The organism is Klenkia sesuvii, from assembly GCF_037083825.1.
Lineage (GTDB): Bacteria > Actinomycetota > Actinomycetes > Mycobacteriales > Geodermatophilaceae > Klenkia > Klenkia sesuvii.
In genome coordinates this window covers 223,328-236,004 of the sequence record NZ_JBAPLU010000002.1, presented here as the reverse complement: position 1 = coordinate 236,004, position 12,677 = coordinate 223,328, and the positions used below count along the sequence as shown (strand labels likewise).

General features: G+C 73.5%; 12 protein-coding genes. 4 read left to right on the top strand and 8 right to left on the bottom strand.

Annotated features, from left to right (window positions below; all coding sequences use genetic code 11):
* Positions 1 to 36: 36 nt before the first annotated feature.
* The 4 genes from TEK04_RS03015 to TEK04_RS03000 all read right to left on the bottom strand — a co-directional run bounded on the left by TEK04_RS03015 (position 37) and on the right by TEK04_RS03000 (position 4,366).
* On the bottom strand, positions 37 to 1,146 hold the full coding sequence (locus TEK04_RS03015; RefSeq protein WP_336402827.1) for a DegT/DnrJ/EryC1/StrS family aminotransferase: 1,110 nt from the start codon (positions 1,144 to 1,146) through the stop codon (positions 37 to 39).
* A gap of 38 nt (positions 1,147 to 1,184) precedes the next feature.
* Positions 1,185 to 2,216, bottom strand: a complete 1,032-nt coding sequence (locus TEK04_RS03010; protein WP_336402826.1) for a glycosyltransferase family 2 protein — start codon at positions 2,214 to 2,216, stop codon at positions 1,185 to 1,187.
* Between the two features lie 99 nt (positions 2,217 to 2,315).
* On the bottom strand, positions 2,316 to 2,975 hold the full coding sequence (locus TEK04_RS03005; RefSeq protein WP_336402825.1) for an acetyltransferase: 660 nt from the start codon (positions 2,973 to 2,975) through the stop codon (positions 2,316 to 2,318).
* The gene (locus TEK04_RS03000) at positions 2,972 to 4,366 is read right to left on the bottom strand and encodes a class II fumarate hydratase (protein ID WP_336402824.1); all 1,395 of its coding nucleotides are present in this window, start codon (positions 4,364 to 4,366) and stop codon (positions 2,972 to 2,974) included. The genes TEK04_RS03005 and TEK04_RS03000 overlap by 4 nt, the downstream gene beginning before the upstream one ends.
* A gap of 164 nt (positions 4,367 to 4,530) precedes the next feature.
* Between TEK04_RS03000 and TEK04_RS02995 the strand changes: the two genes are divergently transcribed.
* Complete coding sequence (locus TEK04_RS02995) at positions 4,531 to 5,322, top strand: hypothetical protein (RefSeq protein WP_336402823.1); 792 nt, start codon at positions 4,531 to 4,533, stop codon at positions 5,320 to 5,322.
* Between the two features lie 28 nt (positions 5,323 to 5,350).
* On the opposite strand, the gene glpX is transcribed toward TEK04_RS02995, so the two are convergent.
* A complete protein-coding gene (glpX, locus tag TEK04_RS02990) occupies positions 5,351 to 6,406 on the bottom strand; it encodes a class II fructose-bisphosphatase (RefSeq protein WP_336402822.1) in 1,056 nt (351 codons plus the stop codon).
* A gap of 86 nt (positions 6,407 to 6,492) precedes the next feature.
* On the opposite strand from glpX, the gene TEK04_RS02985 reads away from it, so the two are divergent.
* Positions 6,493 to 7,107 (top strand): DUF4245 domain-containing protein, encoded by a 615-nt coding sequence (locus tag TEK04_RS02985; RefSeq protein ID WP_336402821.1) that lies wholly within the window; start codon positions 6,493 to 6,495, stop codon positions 7,105 to 7,107.
* A gap of 68 nt (positions 7,108 to 7,175) precedes the next feature.
* Here TEK04_RS02985 and TEK04_RS02980 read toward each other — a convergent pair whose 3' ends face one another.
* Together TEK04_RS02980 and xseA are read right to left on the bottom strand one after the other, a co-directional pair.
* Positions 7,176 to 7,385: an exodeoxyribonuclease VII small subunit gene (locus tag TEK04_RS02980; RefSeq protein WP_336402820.1), complete on the bottom strand. Its 210-nt coding sequence runs from the start codon at positions 7,383 to 7,385 to the stop codon at positions 7,176 to 7,178.
* Positions 7,382 to 8,602: an exodeoxyribonuclease VII large subunit gene (gene xseA / locus TEK04_RS02975; protein ID WP_336402819.1), complete on the bottom strand. Its 1,221-nt coding sequence runs from the start codon at positions 8,600 to 8,602 to the stop codon at positions 7,382 to 7,384. Before xseA ends, TEK04_RS02980 begins: the two co-directional genes overlap by 4 nt.
* Positions 8,603 to 8,676: 74 nt before the next feature.
* Between xseA and TEK04_RS02970 the strand changes: the two genes are divergently transcribed.
* Complete coding sequence (locus tag TEK04_RS02970) at positions 8,677 to 10,743, top strand: transglycosylase domain-containing protein (protein WP_336402818.1); 2,067 nt, start codon at positions 8,677 to 8,679, stop codon at positions 10,741 to 10,743.
* 49 nt (positions 10,744 to 10,792) lie between these two features.
* Here TEK04_RS02970 and TEK04_RS02965 read toward each other — a convergent pair whose 3' ends face one another.
* Complete coding sequence (locus TEK04_RS02965) at positions 10,793 to 11,620, bottom strand: lipid droplet-associated protein (RefSeq protein WP_336402817.1); 828 nt, start codon at positions 11,618 to 11,620, stop codon at positions 10,793 to 10,795.
* Positions 11,621 to 11,686: 66 nt separating this feature from the next.
* Here TEK04_RS02965 and TEK04_RS02960 point away from each other — a divergent pair, with 66 nt between their 5' ends.
* Positions 11,687 to 12,664 carry a 4-hydroxy-3-methylbut-2-enyl diphosphate reductase gene (locus TEK04_RS02960; RefSeq protein WP_336402816.1) on the top strand — a complete coding sequence of 326 codons (978 nt, stop codon included), beginning with the start codon at positions 11,687 to 11,689 and terminating at the stop codon, positions 12,662 to 12,664.
* Positions 12,665 to 12,677 lie beyond the last annotated feature (13 nt).

The window sequence follows — 12,677 nt, the reverse complement described above, 5'->3', positions numbered from 1 at the left end:
CGGGCACGGCCCGGTCACGGCCCGGTCACGGCCCGGTCAGGCCACCCATCGTCGGCCCGAGGCGGCCTGCCAGGTGATCGCCGCGCAGATGCGGTCGACGACCTCGGTGTCCATGCCGCCGTGCAGGGGCAGCGCCAGGCACTCCGCCGAGAACCGTCGGGCAACGGGTAGGTACCCGGCCGAGGGGTGGCCGGAGAAGGGCGGGATGTCGCTGCACAGCGGGTGGAAGTACCGACGGCTGACGATGTTCAGCTCGCGGAGCCCGCGGTGCAGCCCGTCCCGGTCGATGCCCGCCGACAGCGCATCCACCCGGACCACGAGGTACTGGACCGACGCGCCGTGCCCGGCGATCACCGACACACCGGGCACGTCCCGGAGACCGTGCGCGTAGCGCCGAGCCAGCTCTGCCCGGCGGTCGATCTCGTCGTCGAGCAGGTCCAGTACGCGCAGTCCCATCGCCGCGTGGAACTCGCTCATCTTGCCGTTCAACCCCGTGCCCGACACGACGTCCTCGGAGCGGATGCCGAAGTTCCGGTAGTGCGTCAGCCGTTCGTGCAGTTCGGGGTCATCGGTGATGAGCGCGCCACCCTCGACCGCGTGGAACAGCTTCGTGGCGTGGAAGCTCAGCATGGTGACGTCCCCCAGCGACGTCGGGCCGGCAGGGAAGACGGGGGTGCGGCGGGCGAAGGAGTGCGCGCCGTCGTAGACCACCCGCAGGCCGTGCTCCCGGGCCAGCCGGCCGAGGCCGTCGGTGTCGCAGAAGGTCCCGTAGACGTGGGTGCCGAGGATCGCCGACGTCGCCGTCGTGATGCGGTCGGCGACCGCTGACGGGCAGAGGGTGCCCGAGTCCGGGTCCACGTCGGCGAACACCGGTGTGAGACCCAGTGCGGCGATGGCCTGCACCGTGGCCGGGAAGGTGAAGGGTGTGACGACGACCTCGCCGCGCAGGTCGAGCGCGGCCAGCGCGGCGACGAGCGCCGTCGTGCCGTTGTTCCAGAGCGTCACCTGGCCGATCCCGACCCGGTGCTGCACGGCCGCCTGGAGGCGCTGGTGGAACGCACCCATGTTGGTGAGGATCCCCGATGCCCAGATCTGCTCGAGGTCGGCGACGTAGTCAGCGAGTGCAGGGAGCACCGGTCGGCTCACGTAGAGCGGCTCCGCGAGGGGGGCCGGCTGAGGGCCCGTCACGAGACCAGCTCGAGCCGGGTGTGGACGTCCCCGGGGGCCGAGGGTCCGAGGAGCGCGCCGACGGGCGCCGCGACGGCCCGCAGCGGGAGGGGTACGTCGGGGTCGTCGCCGACCGGGCCGGCGTCGATCTCGTGCATGCCCACCAGGCAGAGCAGGGCAGCGCGGGCGGCGGGGCCGCCGAGGTCGGCGCCTGCAGGACCGTTCAGCCATGCTGCGCAGCGCCAGAGCACCATGCGGTACGCAGCCGCCCGGTCGCTCGGGTCCGCCAGGAGGCCGAGTCGGTGCGCCCAGTCGACCACCCGCGGCCAGTCGTACAGACCGCGGGAGACCAGACGGGGGTCCGCGGAGTCCTGGGTTGCGTGGTGGCGGAACCTGCTGAGGGCCTCGGGGCTGTAGTAGGCCGGCCCACGGGCGAGCAGCCGGACCCACATCGTGAAGTCGGTGAGGGTGTGCAGCGGTTCGTCGTCCAGCGACCCCAGGTCGGCGGTGACGGTCGGGAGGTCCGCGCTCCGCATCAGCACCGTGGTCGGCTCGCCGACGAGGTTGGCCCCGGCCCGCAGGCACTGCACCGTCAGGGCTGTTCCGTCCAGCAGCCCGGCACGGTCGGACAGGGGAGGTTCCGCGCTGCCCGGGATCTCCTTCCCGGAGGCGTCGACGTGCAGCCGGCGCGAGAACGCCATCCGGGCCTCGGGGTGCGCCTGCAGACCGCGGACGAGCACGCGGACGTGGTCGCTGGCCAGGACGTCGTCGTGCATGACGAACTTGACGAACTCGCCCCGCACGCGCTCGAGGAGGGCGAGCTGGTTCACGAACTGGCCGCCGTTGACCGGGTGGGTCACGACCTCCACCCGGGGGTCGGCCTCGGCCACCGCCGCCAGGATGCGTGGCGTGTCGTCGGTCGAAGCGTCGTCCCCCACCACCACCTGCAGGTTCTTGTAGGACTGGGTGAGGATCGACCGCAGGGTGGCCCGCAGGTGGACCGCGCCGTTCCAGGTGGGGACGAGCACGGTGACGAGTGGGGTGTCCATCCTGCATGCGCTCCTCTGCCCAGCCCTGCCAGCGCGCCGTGCGGCGCGGCAGGTCCGTCATCGGCAGTCGCGGCTCGCGGTGGGACCGGACCGGGCGGGTCAGCGGGGCGGCCGCACCCGGGCGGGGACGCCGACGGCCACGCTGTCGGTGGGGATGTCGGAGATGACGGCGGCACCGGCGCCCACCACGGAGCGGGCGCCGATCGTCACCCCCGGGATGATCGAGCAGCCGGTGCCCAGAGCCACTTCGTCGCCGACGGTCACGTTGCCCGACACCGACACGTTCGGGCTCAGCGTGGCGTAGTCACCGAGGGTGGCGTCGTGGCCCACGGTCGCGCCGAGGTTGACGTGCGTGGACCGGCCCGCCCGGACGTTCGTGGTGATGTGCGCTCCGCCGCAGACCACCGTGCCCGGGCCCAGCTCCACCCGGTGCCGACCGAGCACGGCGGACGGGTGCACCAGGGTGACCGCCCGCCGGCCGAGCCCGTCCGCCCAGGAGTCGATGACCCGCCGGGCCCCGCCGTCGCCGATGGCGATGACGTACCCGATGTCGTCGGCGAGCCCCTCCAGCGCGGCCACCGGGCCGAGGAAGGGCACCCCCCGCTCCTCGACCAGCGCGACGTCGCCCCCGCCGTCGGCGACGAACCCCACGACGTCGAACCGCTCGCTGCCGCCGGCGTCGTTGATGGCCTCGACGACGTCGTGGGTCTCGCGCCCGAACCCACCGGCGCCGATGACGACCAGGCGGGTGGTGCTCACGGGTGGGTCATCGACAGGACGTCGAGGGCGGCGTCCAGCTGCTCCTCGGTGAGCTTGCCCTGCTCGACGTACCCGCGCTCCACGACGACCTGGCGGATCGTCTTCTGCTCCTTGAGCGAGGTCTTGGCCACGATCGCGGCCTCCTCGTAGCCGATGTACTTGTTCAGCGGCGTGACGATCGAGGGCGAGCTCTCCGCGTAGGTGCGGCACTGCTCCTCGTTCGCGGTGATGCCGTCGACGCAGCGGTCGGCCAGCAGCCGCGAGACGTTGGCCAGCAGCCGGATCGACTCGAGCACGTTGCGGGCCATGAGCGGCAGGGTCACGTTGAGCTCGAAGGAGCCCGTGGTACCGGCGAAGGTGACGGCGGCGTCGTTGCCGATGACCTGGGCGGCGACCTGGATGGCGGCCTCGGGCAGCACCGGGTTCACCTTGCCCGGCATGATCGACGAGCCGGGCTGCAGGTCGGGCAGGGCGATCTCGCCGAGCCCGGTGCGCGGGCCCGAGCCCATCCAGCGCAGGTCGTTGCAGATCTTCACCAGCCCGACCGCGATGGTCTTGAGCTGGCCCGAGGCCTCGACCAGGCCGTCGCGGGAGCTCTGCGCCTCGAAGTGGTCACGGGCCTCGGTGAGCGGCAGCTCCATCTCGGCGGCCAACCGCTCGATGATCGACGCTGCGAACCCGGGCGGGGTGTTGATGCCGGTACCGACGGCGGTGCCGCCCAGCGGCAGCTCGCCGATCCGGGGGAGGGAGGCCCGCAGCCGCTCGATGCCGTAGCGGACCGCCGCGGCGTAGCCGCCGAACTCCTGCCCCAGGGTCACCGGGGTGGCGTCCATCAGGTGGGTGCGACCGCTCTTCACGACGGTCGCGAACTCGGTCGCCTTGCGCTCGAGGCTGGCGGCCAGGTGCTCCAGGGCCGGCACCAGGACGACGACGACGGCGCGCGTGGCCGCGATGTGGATGGCCGAGGGGAACACGTCGTTGGAGGACTGCGAGGCGTTGACGTGGTCGTTGGGGTGCACGGCCAGGCCCGAGGCGTCGGAGGCGAGGGTGGCGATGACCTCGTTGGTGTTCATGTTCGACGAGGTGCCCGACCCGGTCTGGAACACGTCGATCGGGAAGTGGTCGTCCCAGTCGCCGCGGGCGACCTCGACGGCGGCGGCGTGGACGGCGTCGGCGACCTCGCGCGGCAGCACGCCCAGGTCGGCGTTCACCCGCGCGGCGGCGCCCTTGATGGCCGCCAGCGCCCCGATGAGCTCGCGCTCGATGGGCGTGCCGCTGATCGGGAAGTTCTCCACGGCGCGCTGGGTCTGCGCGCGCCACTTGGCGTGCGCGGGCACCCGGACCTCGCCCATGGAGTCGTGCTCGATGCGGAAGTCCTGCTCGGTGGCCACGCTGCTCTCCCGGGGGTGGTCGATCGGTTCGGCCCGAACCCTAGACAACCGGCGCCCCGCCCCGCAGGCGACCCGGTCGGGTCACCTGCCGGTCACGGCGGGTGGCCCAGCGCCCAGGTGGTCCATAGGATCCGTCCGCCAGTCCGGAACCGAGGAGTCCACGCATGTCTCAGCCCCCACACCCGCCGAACGACGGTCAGCAGCCCTGGGGCGGCGACCAGTCGGGCCAGTACGGGCAGCAGGGCCAGTACGGGCAGCAGGGCCAGTACGGGCAGGGACCGCAGTACGGCCAGGACCAGTACGGCACCCAGCAGTACGGCCAGCAGCCCCCGTACGGGGGCCAGCAGTACGGGGGCCAGCAGTACGGCGGTCAGCAGTACGGGGGCCAGCAGTACGGTCAGCAGCCCCCGTACGGCGGTCAGCAGTACGGTCAGGCGCCCTACGGCCAGCAGTACGGCCAGCCGGGTCAGTTCGGGCCCGGACCGCAGGGTCCTTCCGGCGGCGGCAACAAGAACACGGTCATCGCCCTGTCGATCGGTGCGGTGGTCGTCATCGCGGCGGTCGTCGTCGGGCTGGTCGTCTTCCTGGGCGGCGACGACGACTCCTCGAACTCCGCGTCGCCGGGCACCACCACGATCCCCACGGCGACCTCGACCGGGTCCTCGAGCTCCTCGTCGTCCAGTTCGAGCAGCTCGTCGAGCTCGTCGAGCTCCGACGACAGCGGGGACATCTACGGGACCATGGTCGAGGGCACGCCCACCGCGCCCGAGGGCCTCGGTGACGACGCCGAGCTGGACGAGTACGCCCAGCAGTGCTACGACGGCTCGGTCGAGGGGTGCTACGACCTCTACTTCGGCTCGGACTTCGACTCGCCCTACGAGCAGTACGCCGTGACCTGCGCCGGGCGGCTGCCCTTCAGCGACTCGGCCTCGGTGCTCGACTGCGGCGTGTACTGACCACTGGCCCGCACGACGACGGCCGGGCTCAGTAGTCGGAGCCGGCGGCGGAGTACTGGTTGAGCTTCTCCAGCGAGTGCAGGCTCTCGATCGCGCGGATGGTGCCCGACCGCGACCGCATGACCAGCGACTGCGTGGTGCAGCCACCGGCGCGGTACTGCACGCCGCGCAGCAGCTCGCCGTCGGTGATGCCGGTGGCCACGAAGAACACGTCGCCGCGCACCAGGTCGTCGATGTCGAGCACCCGGTCGAGGTCGTGGCCGGCGTCGATGGCCTTCTGCTTCTCGTCGTCGTCCTTGGGCATGAGGCGGCCCTGTAGCGCACCGCCCATGCACTTGAGCGCGCAGGCGGTGATGATGCCCTCGGGCGTGCCGCCGATGCCCAGCAGCAGGTCGACGCCGGTGCCCTCGCGGGCCGCGGCGATCGCGCCGGCGACGTCGCCGTCGGAGATGAACTTGATGCGGGCCCCGGCCTCGCGCACCTCGTGGGCGAGCTTCTCGTGCCGGGGGCGGTCGAGGATGACCACGGTGACGTCGGCCGGCCACGCCTTCTTGGCCTTGGCCACCCGGCGGATGTTCTCCTTCACCGGCAGCCGGATGTCCACGACGTCGGCCGCGATCGGCCCGGTGGCGATCTTGTCCATGTAGAACACCGCGGACGGGTCGTACATGGCGCCCCGGTCGGCCACGGCGAGCACCGAGACGGCGTTGGGCATGCCCTTGGCCATCAGCGTGGTGCCGTCGACCGGGTCGACCGCGACGTCGCACTCGGCGCCGGTGCCGTCTCCGACCTCCTCGCCGTTGAACAGCATGGGCGCCTCGTCCTTCTCGCCCTCGCCGATCACCACGGTGCCGCGCATGCTCACCGTCTGGATCAGCGCCCGCATGGCGTCGACCGCCGCGCCGTCGCCGCCGTTCTTGTCGCCCCGGCCCACCCACCGGCCCGCCGCCATCGCGCCGGCCTCGGTGACCCGGACCAGCTCCATCGCCAGGTTGCGGTCGGGCCGGATGCCGGTCGGTGGCGTCTGCTCGTGGAACGCGGAGTGGTAGGTCGGCGCCGGACCGTCGGGGACGGGCAGGGACAAGGTGAGGACCTCCTCGGGCGGCCGCCGCGCCGTCGGGTGCACCGCCGGGCGACGGGATGGGGGAGCGCTGCTGCGATCCTAGGTGCATGCCCGACACCGCACCGCAGGGTCAGCAGGCCCGAGACGACGTCACCGCGGCGGTCGTCCGCTCGTCCTCCCAGGAGCGGGCGGCGACGTTCACCGCCGCGAACATGGTGCGGTCGCTGCTGCCCCTGACGGTGATCGTGCTGGCGCTGGTCGGCCTGGTCGCGCTGCGGCAGAACGGGGCCGACCCCGTGCGGGAGGTGGAGACCACCTCGGGCACCCAGCTCGCGGCGGCCCGCGCCGACTACGACCTCCTCGTCCCGCAGGGGCTGCCCGACGGCTGGCGGGCGACCAGCATCCGCACCGACGCCGGCGAGGCCACGGAGGCCGGCGACCCGGTCACGCTGTCGATCGGCTACTACACCCCGGGCGAGGAGTACGCCGGCTTCGTGGTCGGCGACGAACCGCGGGCCGAGGGGCTGGCCACCGTCGTCGACGGCGCCAGCGACGACGGGGCCGTCGAGATCGGCGGCCGGCGGTGGGAGCAGCTGACCACTGCGCGCGGGGAGGTGGCCTACCGGCTCACCGAGGGCCCGGCCACCGTCGTCGTCACCGGGTCGGCCGACGACGACGAGCTGCGCACCCTCGCCGCGTCGGTGCAGCCCTACTCCGCCTGAGAGGAAGGACCTCGTCCAGCCCTCCGCTCGCGAGCGCGCGAGGGAACCCGGGACGAGGCCGACCGACGTCAGCTGTCCTGCGGGCTGACCCTCTCCAGCCGTTCGCGGGCGGCGTCGAGCCAGTGCTGGCACACCCCGGCCAGCTCCTCGCCGCGCTCCCACAGGGCCAGTGACTCCTCGAGCGTCAGCCCGCCGCCCTCGAGCCGGCGCACGACGTCGGCGAGCTCCTCGCGGGCCTGCTCGTAGCTCTGCGTCGGGGGGGTGCTCGGCTCGCTCACGGCTGCCCATCCTGCCCGGTCACCCGGACGGTGATGCGCCCACCGGCCACCCGCACGGCCAGCGCCTGCCCGTCGGCGACCTCGGTGGGGTCGCGCACGAGGGCGCCGTCGGTGGTCTGCACCAGGGCGTACCCGCGCTCGAGCGTGGCCTGGGGGGACAGCGCGCCGATGCGTGCCCGGGCGTGCTCCAGGTCGCGGGTGGCCAGGTCGACCCGGTGCACCAGGGTGCGGAGTCCGCGCTGCCGCAGGGCGGCCACGTCGTCGTCCCGGCCCGACAGCAACCGGGCGGGCTCGGTCAGCACCGGCCGGCTGAGCACCGACTCCAGCCAGCGGTCCTGTTGCTCCAGGCGGCCGGCCAGCAGCGCCCGGGCGCGGGCGCGCAGGCCCTCGACCAGCCGGCGCTGCTCCCCGATCTCGGGGACGACGCGGTGGGCGGCGTCGGTGGGGGTGGCGGCCCGCACGTCGGCGACGTGGTCCACCAGGGTGGTGTCGGTCTCGTGGCCCACGGCCGTGACCACCGGGGTGCGGCAGGCCGCGACCGCCCGCACCAGGCCCTCGTCGGAGAAGGGCAGCAGGTCCTCCACCGACCCGCCGCCACGGGCGACCACCACGACCTCGACCTCGGGGTCGCGGTCGAGCCGCTGCAGGGCCGCGATGACCTCCTCCGCGGCCGAGGGCCCCTGCACGAGGCAGTGCTGCACGGCGAACCGGACGGCGGGCCAGCGGCGGCGGGCGGTGACCAGGACGTCGCGCTCGGCGGCGCTGTCCTTGCCGGTGACCAGCCCGACCACGGCTGGGGCGAAGGGCAGCGTCTTCTTGCGCACGGCGTCGAACAGGCCCTCGGCGGCCAGCAGCGAACGGATGCGCTCGATGCGGGCGAGCAGTTCCCCGAGACCGACCGCACGGACCTCGGTGGCCCGCAGCGAGAACGAGCCGCGGGCGACGTAGTAGTCGGGGCGGGCGCGGACGAGCACGCGGGCGCCCTCGGTCAGGGCCAGGCCCGGCCGGTCGGCGACGTCACGGGGGCAGGTGACCGGGACCGACAGGTCGGCCGCGGTGTCGCGCAGGGTGAGGAACACCGTCGCCGAGCCCCGCCGGGAGAGCTGGGCGACCTGGCCCTCCACCCACACCTCGCCCAGCCGACCGATCCAGTCGGCCACCTTGCGGGCCACGGTGCGCACCGGCCACGGCTGCTCGGGGGAGGACGGTGCGGTCACGCCCCCGAGCCTGCCAGGTACCCGCCGGGCCGGTTGCCAGGTGCCGTCCAGCCGGCGGGGGGACGGTCGCGGGCGTGCGCTGGGTGGTCGTGGTGAAGCTGCTGGGGGCCGCGGTCGTGGCCGGGATGCTGGTGGCGGCGGTCGCCGGGCCGTGGCTCGTCGGGCTCGACCTCGCCGGGCGGGCGGTCGGCGACGGGCAGGACCCGGTCTCCGCCACGACGGTCGCCGAGGTGACCTCCGCGCCACTGCCCGCCGTCACGACCGTGCTGGCTGCCGACGGCTCCCTCGTCACCGACTTCTTCGACCAGGACCGCGTCCCGGTCACCGCCGACGAGATCGCCCCGGTCATGGGGACGGCGCTGGTCGACGTGGAGGACGCACGCTTCTACTCCCACGGCGGCGTCGACCCGGTCGGCACGTTGCGGGCCCTGGTCGCCGACGTGTCCAGCGGCGGTGCGGCGCAGGGCGGGTCGACGCTCACCCAGCAGCTGGTCAAGCAGACCCTGCTGCAGCGCGCGGACAGCACCGCCGGTCAGGAGGCGGCCACCGCCGACACCCTGGGGCGCAAGCTCACCGAGGCCCGCCTGGCGCTGGCGGTCGACGCGGGGATGAGCAAGCCCGACATCCTCACCCGGTACCTGAACACCGTGTACTTCGGGCACGGCGCCTACGGGGTGCAGGCCGCGGCGCAGACCTACTTCTCGGTCGACGCGGCGGACCTGACCACCCTGCAGGCGGCGACGCTGGCGGGCCTGGTGCAGAACCCCTCGTCCGACGACCCCATCGCCCACCCCGACGCCGCGAAGGCCCGCCGCGACGTGGTGCTGCAGCGCATGCACACCCAGGGTGACCTGGCCGACGCCGACCTGGCCACCGACACGGCCGCCCCGGTGACCACCGTGCCGGGGCCGGACCTGCCGCAGGGCTGCGCGCAGGCCAGGCTGGGCGGCTTCTTCTGCGACTACGCCCGCCAGTACCTCACCGGCACGCTCGGGCTGACCGACCAGCAGCTCGACGAGGGCGGGCTGACGATCACGACCACCGTGGACCCGCTGGTGCAGCGCTCGGGCGACGCGGCGGTGGTCAGGACCCTGCCCAGCGACAGCCAGCTCGCCGCGGTGGACGACGTCGTCCAGCCGGGCACCGGCCACGTCCTGGGCATGAGCGTCAACCGCACGTTCGGCTGCACCGGCGCCGGCTGCACGTCGGTCGACCTGCCGACGGTGGCGGCCCGCGGGGCGGGGTCGACCTACAAGCTGTTCACCGCCGCCTACGCCCTGCAGCACGGCTACACCGCGTCGTTCACCCAGACCACCCCGAGCCCGTACACCTCGACGGTCTACAAGAAGAACGGCGGCACGCGGGGGGCGCCGTACGTGGTCTCCAACGCCACCCCGAACTACCCCGAGACCCTGGACATGGCCGACGCGCTGGTGATGTCGTCCAACACGTTCTTCGTGGGGCTCGAGGACCACCTGGGCAGCGTCGAGGGTCCGGTGCGCGAGGCGCAGCAGCTGGGGCTGGCCTCGCTCACCGACGACGAGGCGCAGCAGGCGATCGACGGCGAGCAGGGGTCGTTCACCCTCGGCCCCGTCGCGACCAGCCCGCTGGACCTCACCGACGCCTACGCGACCGTCTTCTCCGGCGGGACGCAGTGCGACCCCACGCCGGTCACCGCCGTGACCGGGCCGGACGGCGCCCAGGTGGCCGGCGCCGACGGCGAACCCTTGGACACCGGCGACCACTGCACCGCCGGCGCACTGCCCACCCCGGTGGCGCACACCCTGGCCCAGGTGCTGCGCGGGGACGTGCAGTCCGACATCGGCACGGCCAGCCGGGCCCGCATCCCCGGGTACGACATCGCCGGCAAAACCGGCACGGCCCAGGAGAACTACTCCATCGCCTTCGTCGGCTCGACCCCCCAGTACACCGCCGGGGTCATGGTGTTCGACCCCGACGAGGAGGTGGACGTCGTCGGCTACGGCGGGGACAAGGGCGCCCGCATCTGGCACGACGCCATGGCGCCGGTGCTGGCGCGCGCGTCGTCGACCTCGTTCCCGCCCGCCGACCGCGGTGTGCTGGGCGTCCCCGAGGGCGGGGGCTGCCCGTTCACCGAGGGTGACCTGCAGCTGGTCTGCTGACCGGGCGCCGGCCCCAGGCCGCCGGTCCCGGACGCCGCGGGGCGTTCGGTCAGCCCCGCTCGCGGGCCAGCTTCTCCTGCCGGTTGCGCAGCAGGGTCAGGAAGGCGGGGCGGGCCTCGTGGGACTGCTCGTAGGCCAGCAGCTCGTCGACGGTGACCGGCTGGTAACCGCGCAGGCGACCGCGCAGCTGGGCGATGGTGAACCCGTCGTAGCCGGTGACCGGCGCCTCGGGGGCGGCCTCGTGCACCGCGTCGATGGCGGCCTCGGAGGCGGCGATCATCGCGTCGTCCTCGGCGGCGTCGTCGCTCATGTTCTCGGCGAGCTCGTCGACGGTGGAGGTGATCTCGTCGGCCGCCGGGTCGTCGGGCAGCGAGGCGACGTCGGCGTCGGTGAGGTCGGCGCCGCCCAGGTCGGCGGTGAGGGCGGTGGCGGTGAGCTCCTCGGCCGCGAGGGTCTCGTCGGTGAGGTCGTCGTCGCCGACCGCGGCGGCCTCGTCGACCACGTGCAGCGGGGTCTGCGAGACCACGGCGGCCGATTCGTCGACGTCGTCGGGAAGGGCCGTGCCGTCGTCGACCTGGACGCGGTCGAAGGCCGAGGTGCGCGAACCCAGGCCACCGACCGGGGCCGACGCCGGGGCGTCGTCGTCGAAGGTCGCCAACCCCGGCTCGGCGTCCCCGCGCAACCCGGTCAGCAGCTCGTCGCCGCGGGCCACCAGGCCGGAGTACTCCTGCTGGAGCCTGAGGGTGGTCTGCATCGCCAGCCCGACGGCCCGCACGGGCAGGGCGGGGAGGGTGGCGGGCAGCTTGCGCGCCTCGTCGAGCAGCGTGGCGGCCAGCCCGGCGACGGCGCGGACGGGTTCGGGGATCTCACGGGCCATGCCACCAGCGTGCCCCAGCTGCGGCGGACCCGCGCTCCCGGGCGCCGCCGCGGTTACCGTGGAGGCATGCCTGGTGCCCACGGACGTGTCCTGCTCGCCGACCCCCGGGGCTACTGCGCCGGCGTGGACCGCGCGGTGATCGCGGTGGAGAAGGCCCTCGAGATCCACGGCGCACCCGTGTACGTGCGCAAGCAGATCGTGCACAACAAGCATGTGGTGGCCACCCTCGAGCGCCGCGGCGCGGTCTTCGTCGAGGAGACCGAGGAGGTGCCCGAGGGCGCGGTGGTGGTCTTCAGCGCGCACGGGGTATCCCCGGTGGTGCACGAGCAGGCCGCGCAGCGCTCGCTGCGCACGATCGACGCCACCTGCCCCCTGGTGACCAAGGTGCACAAAGAGGCCCAGCGGTTCGCCAAGGACGACTACGACATCCTGCTGATCGGCCACCGCGGGCACGAGGAGGTCGAGGGCACGATGGGCGAGGCGCCGACGCACACCCAGCTGGTCGACGGCCCCGACGACGTCGCGAACGTGCAGGTGCGCGACCCGGAGAAGGTGGTGTGGCTCTCCCAGACCACCTTGTCGGTCGACGAGACCCTCGCCACGGTCGACCAGTTGAAGGTGCGCTTCCCCGGCCTGCAGTCACCGCCCAGCGACGACATCTGCTACGCCACGCAGAACCGTCAGCAGGCCGTCAAGCAGATGGCCGCCGAGTGCGACCTGGTGCTCGTGGTCGGCTCGACCAACTCCTCGAACTCGGTGCGCCTGGTCGAGGTGGCCCTGGAGGCCGGCGCCCGCGCCGCCCACCTGGTGGACTACGCCGCCGAGGTCGACGAGGCCTGGTTGGAGGGCGTGTCGACCGTCGGCGTCACCAGCGGCGCGTCGGTGCCCGAGGTGCTGGTCAGCGAGCTGTTGGACTGGCTGGGCCAGCGGGGCTACCCCGACGTGGAGACGGTGAAGGCGGCCGAGGAGCGGTTGGTCTTCGCCCTGCCGCACGAGCTCAAGCAGCGCCGCGAAGCGCTGGCGGTGGACGCCTCGGCCGAGTGACCCGCTGACGTCC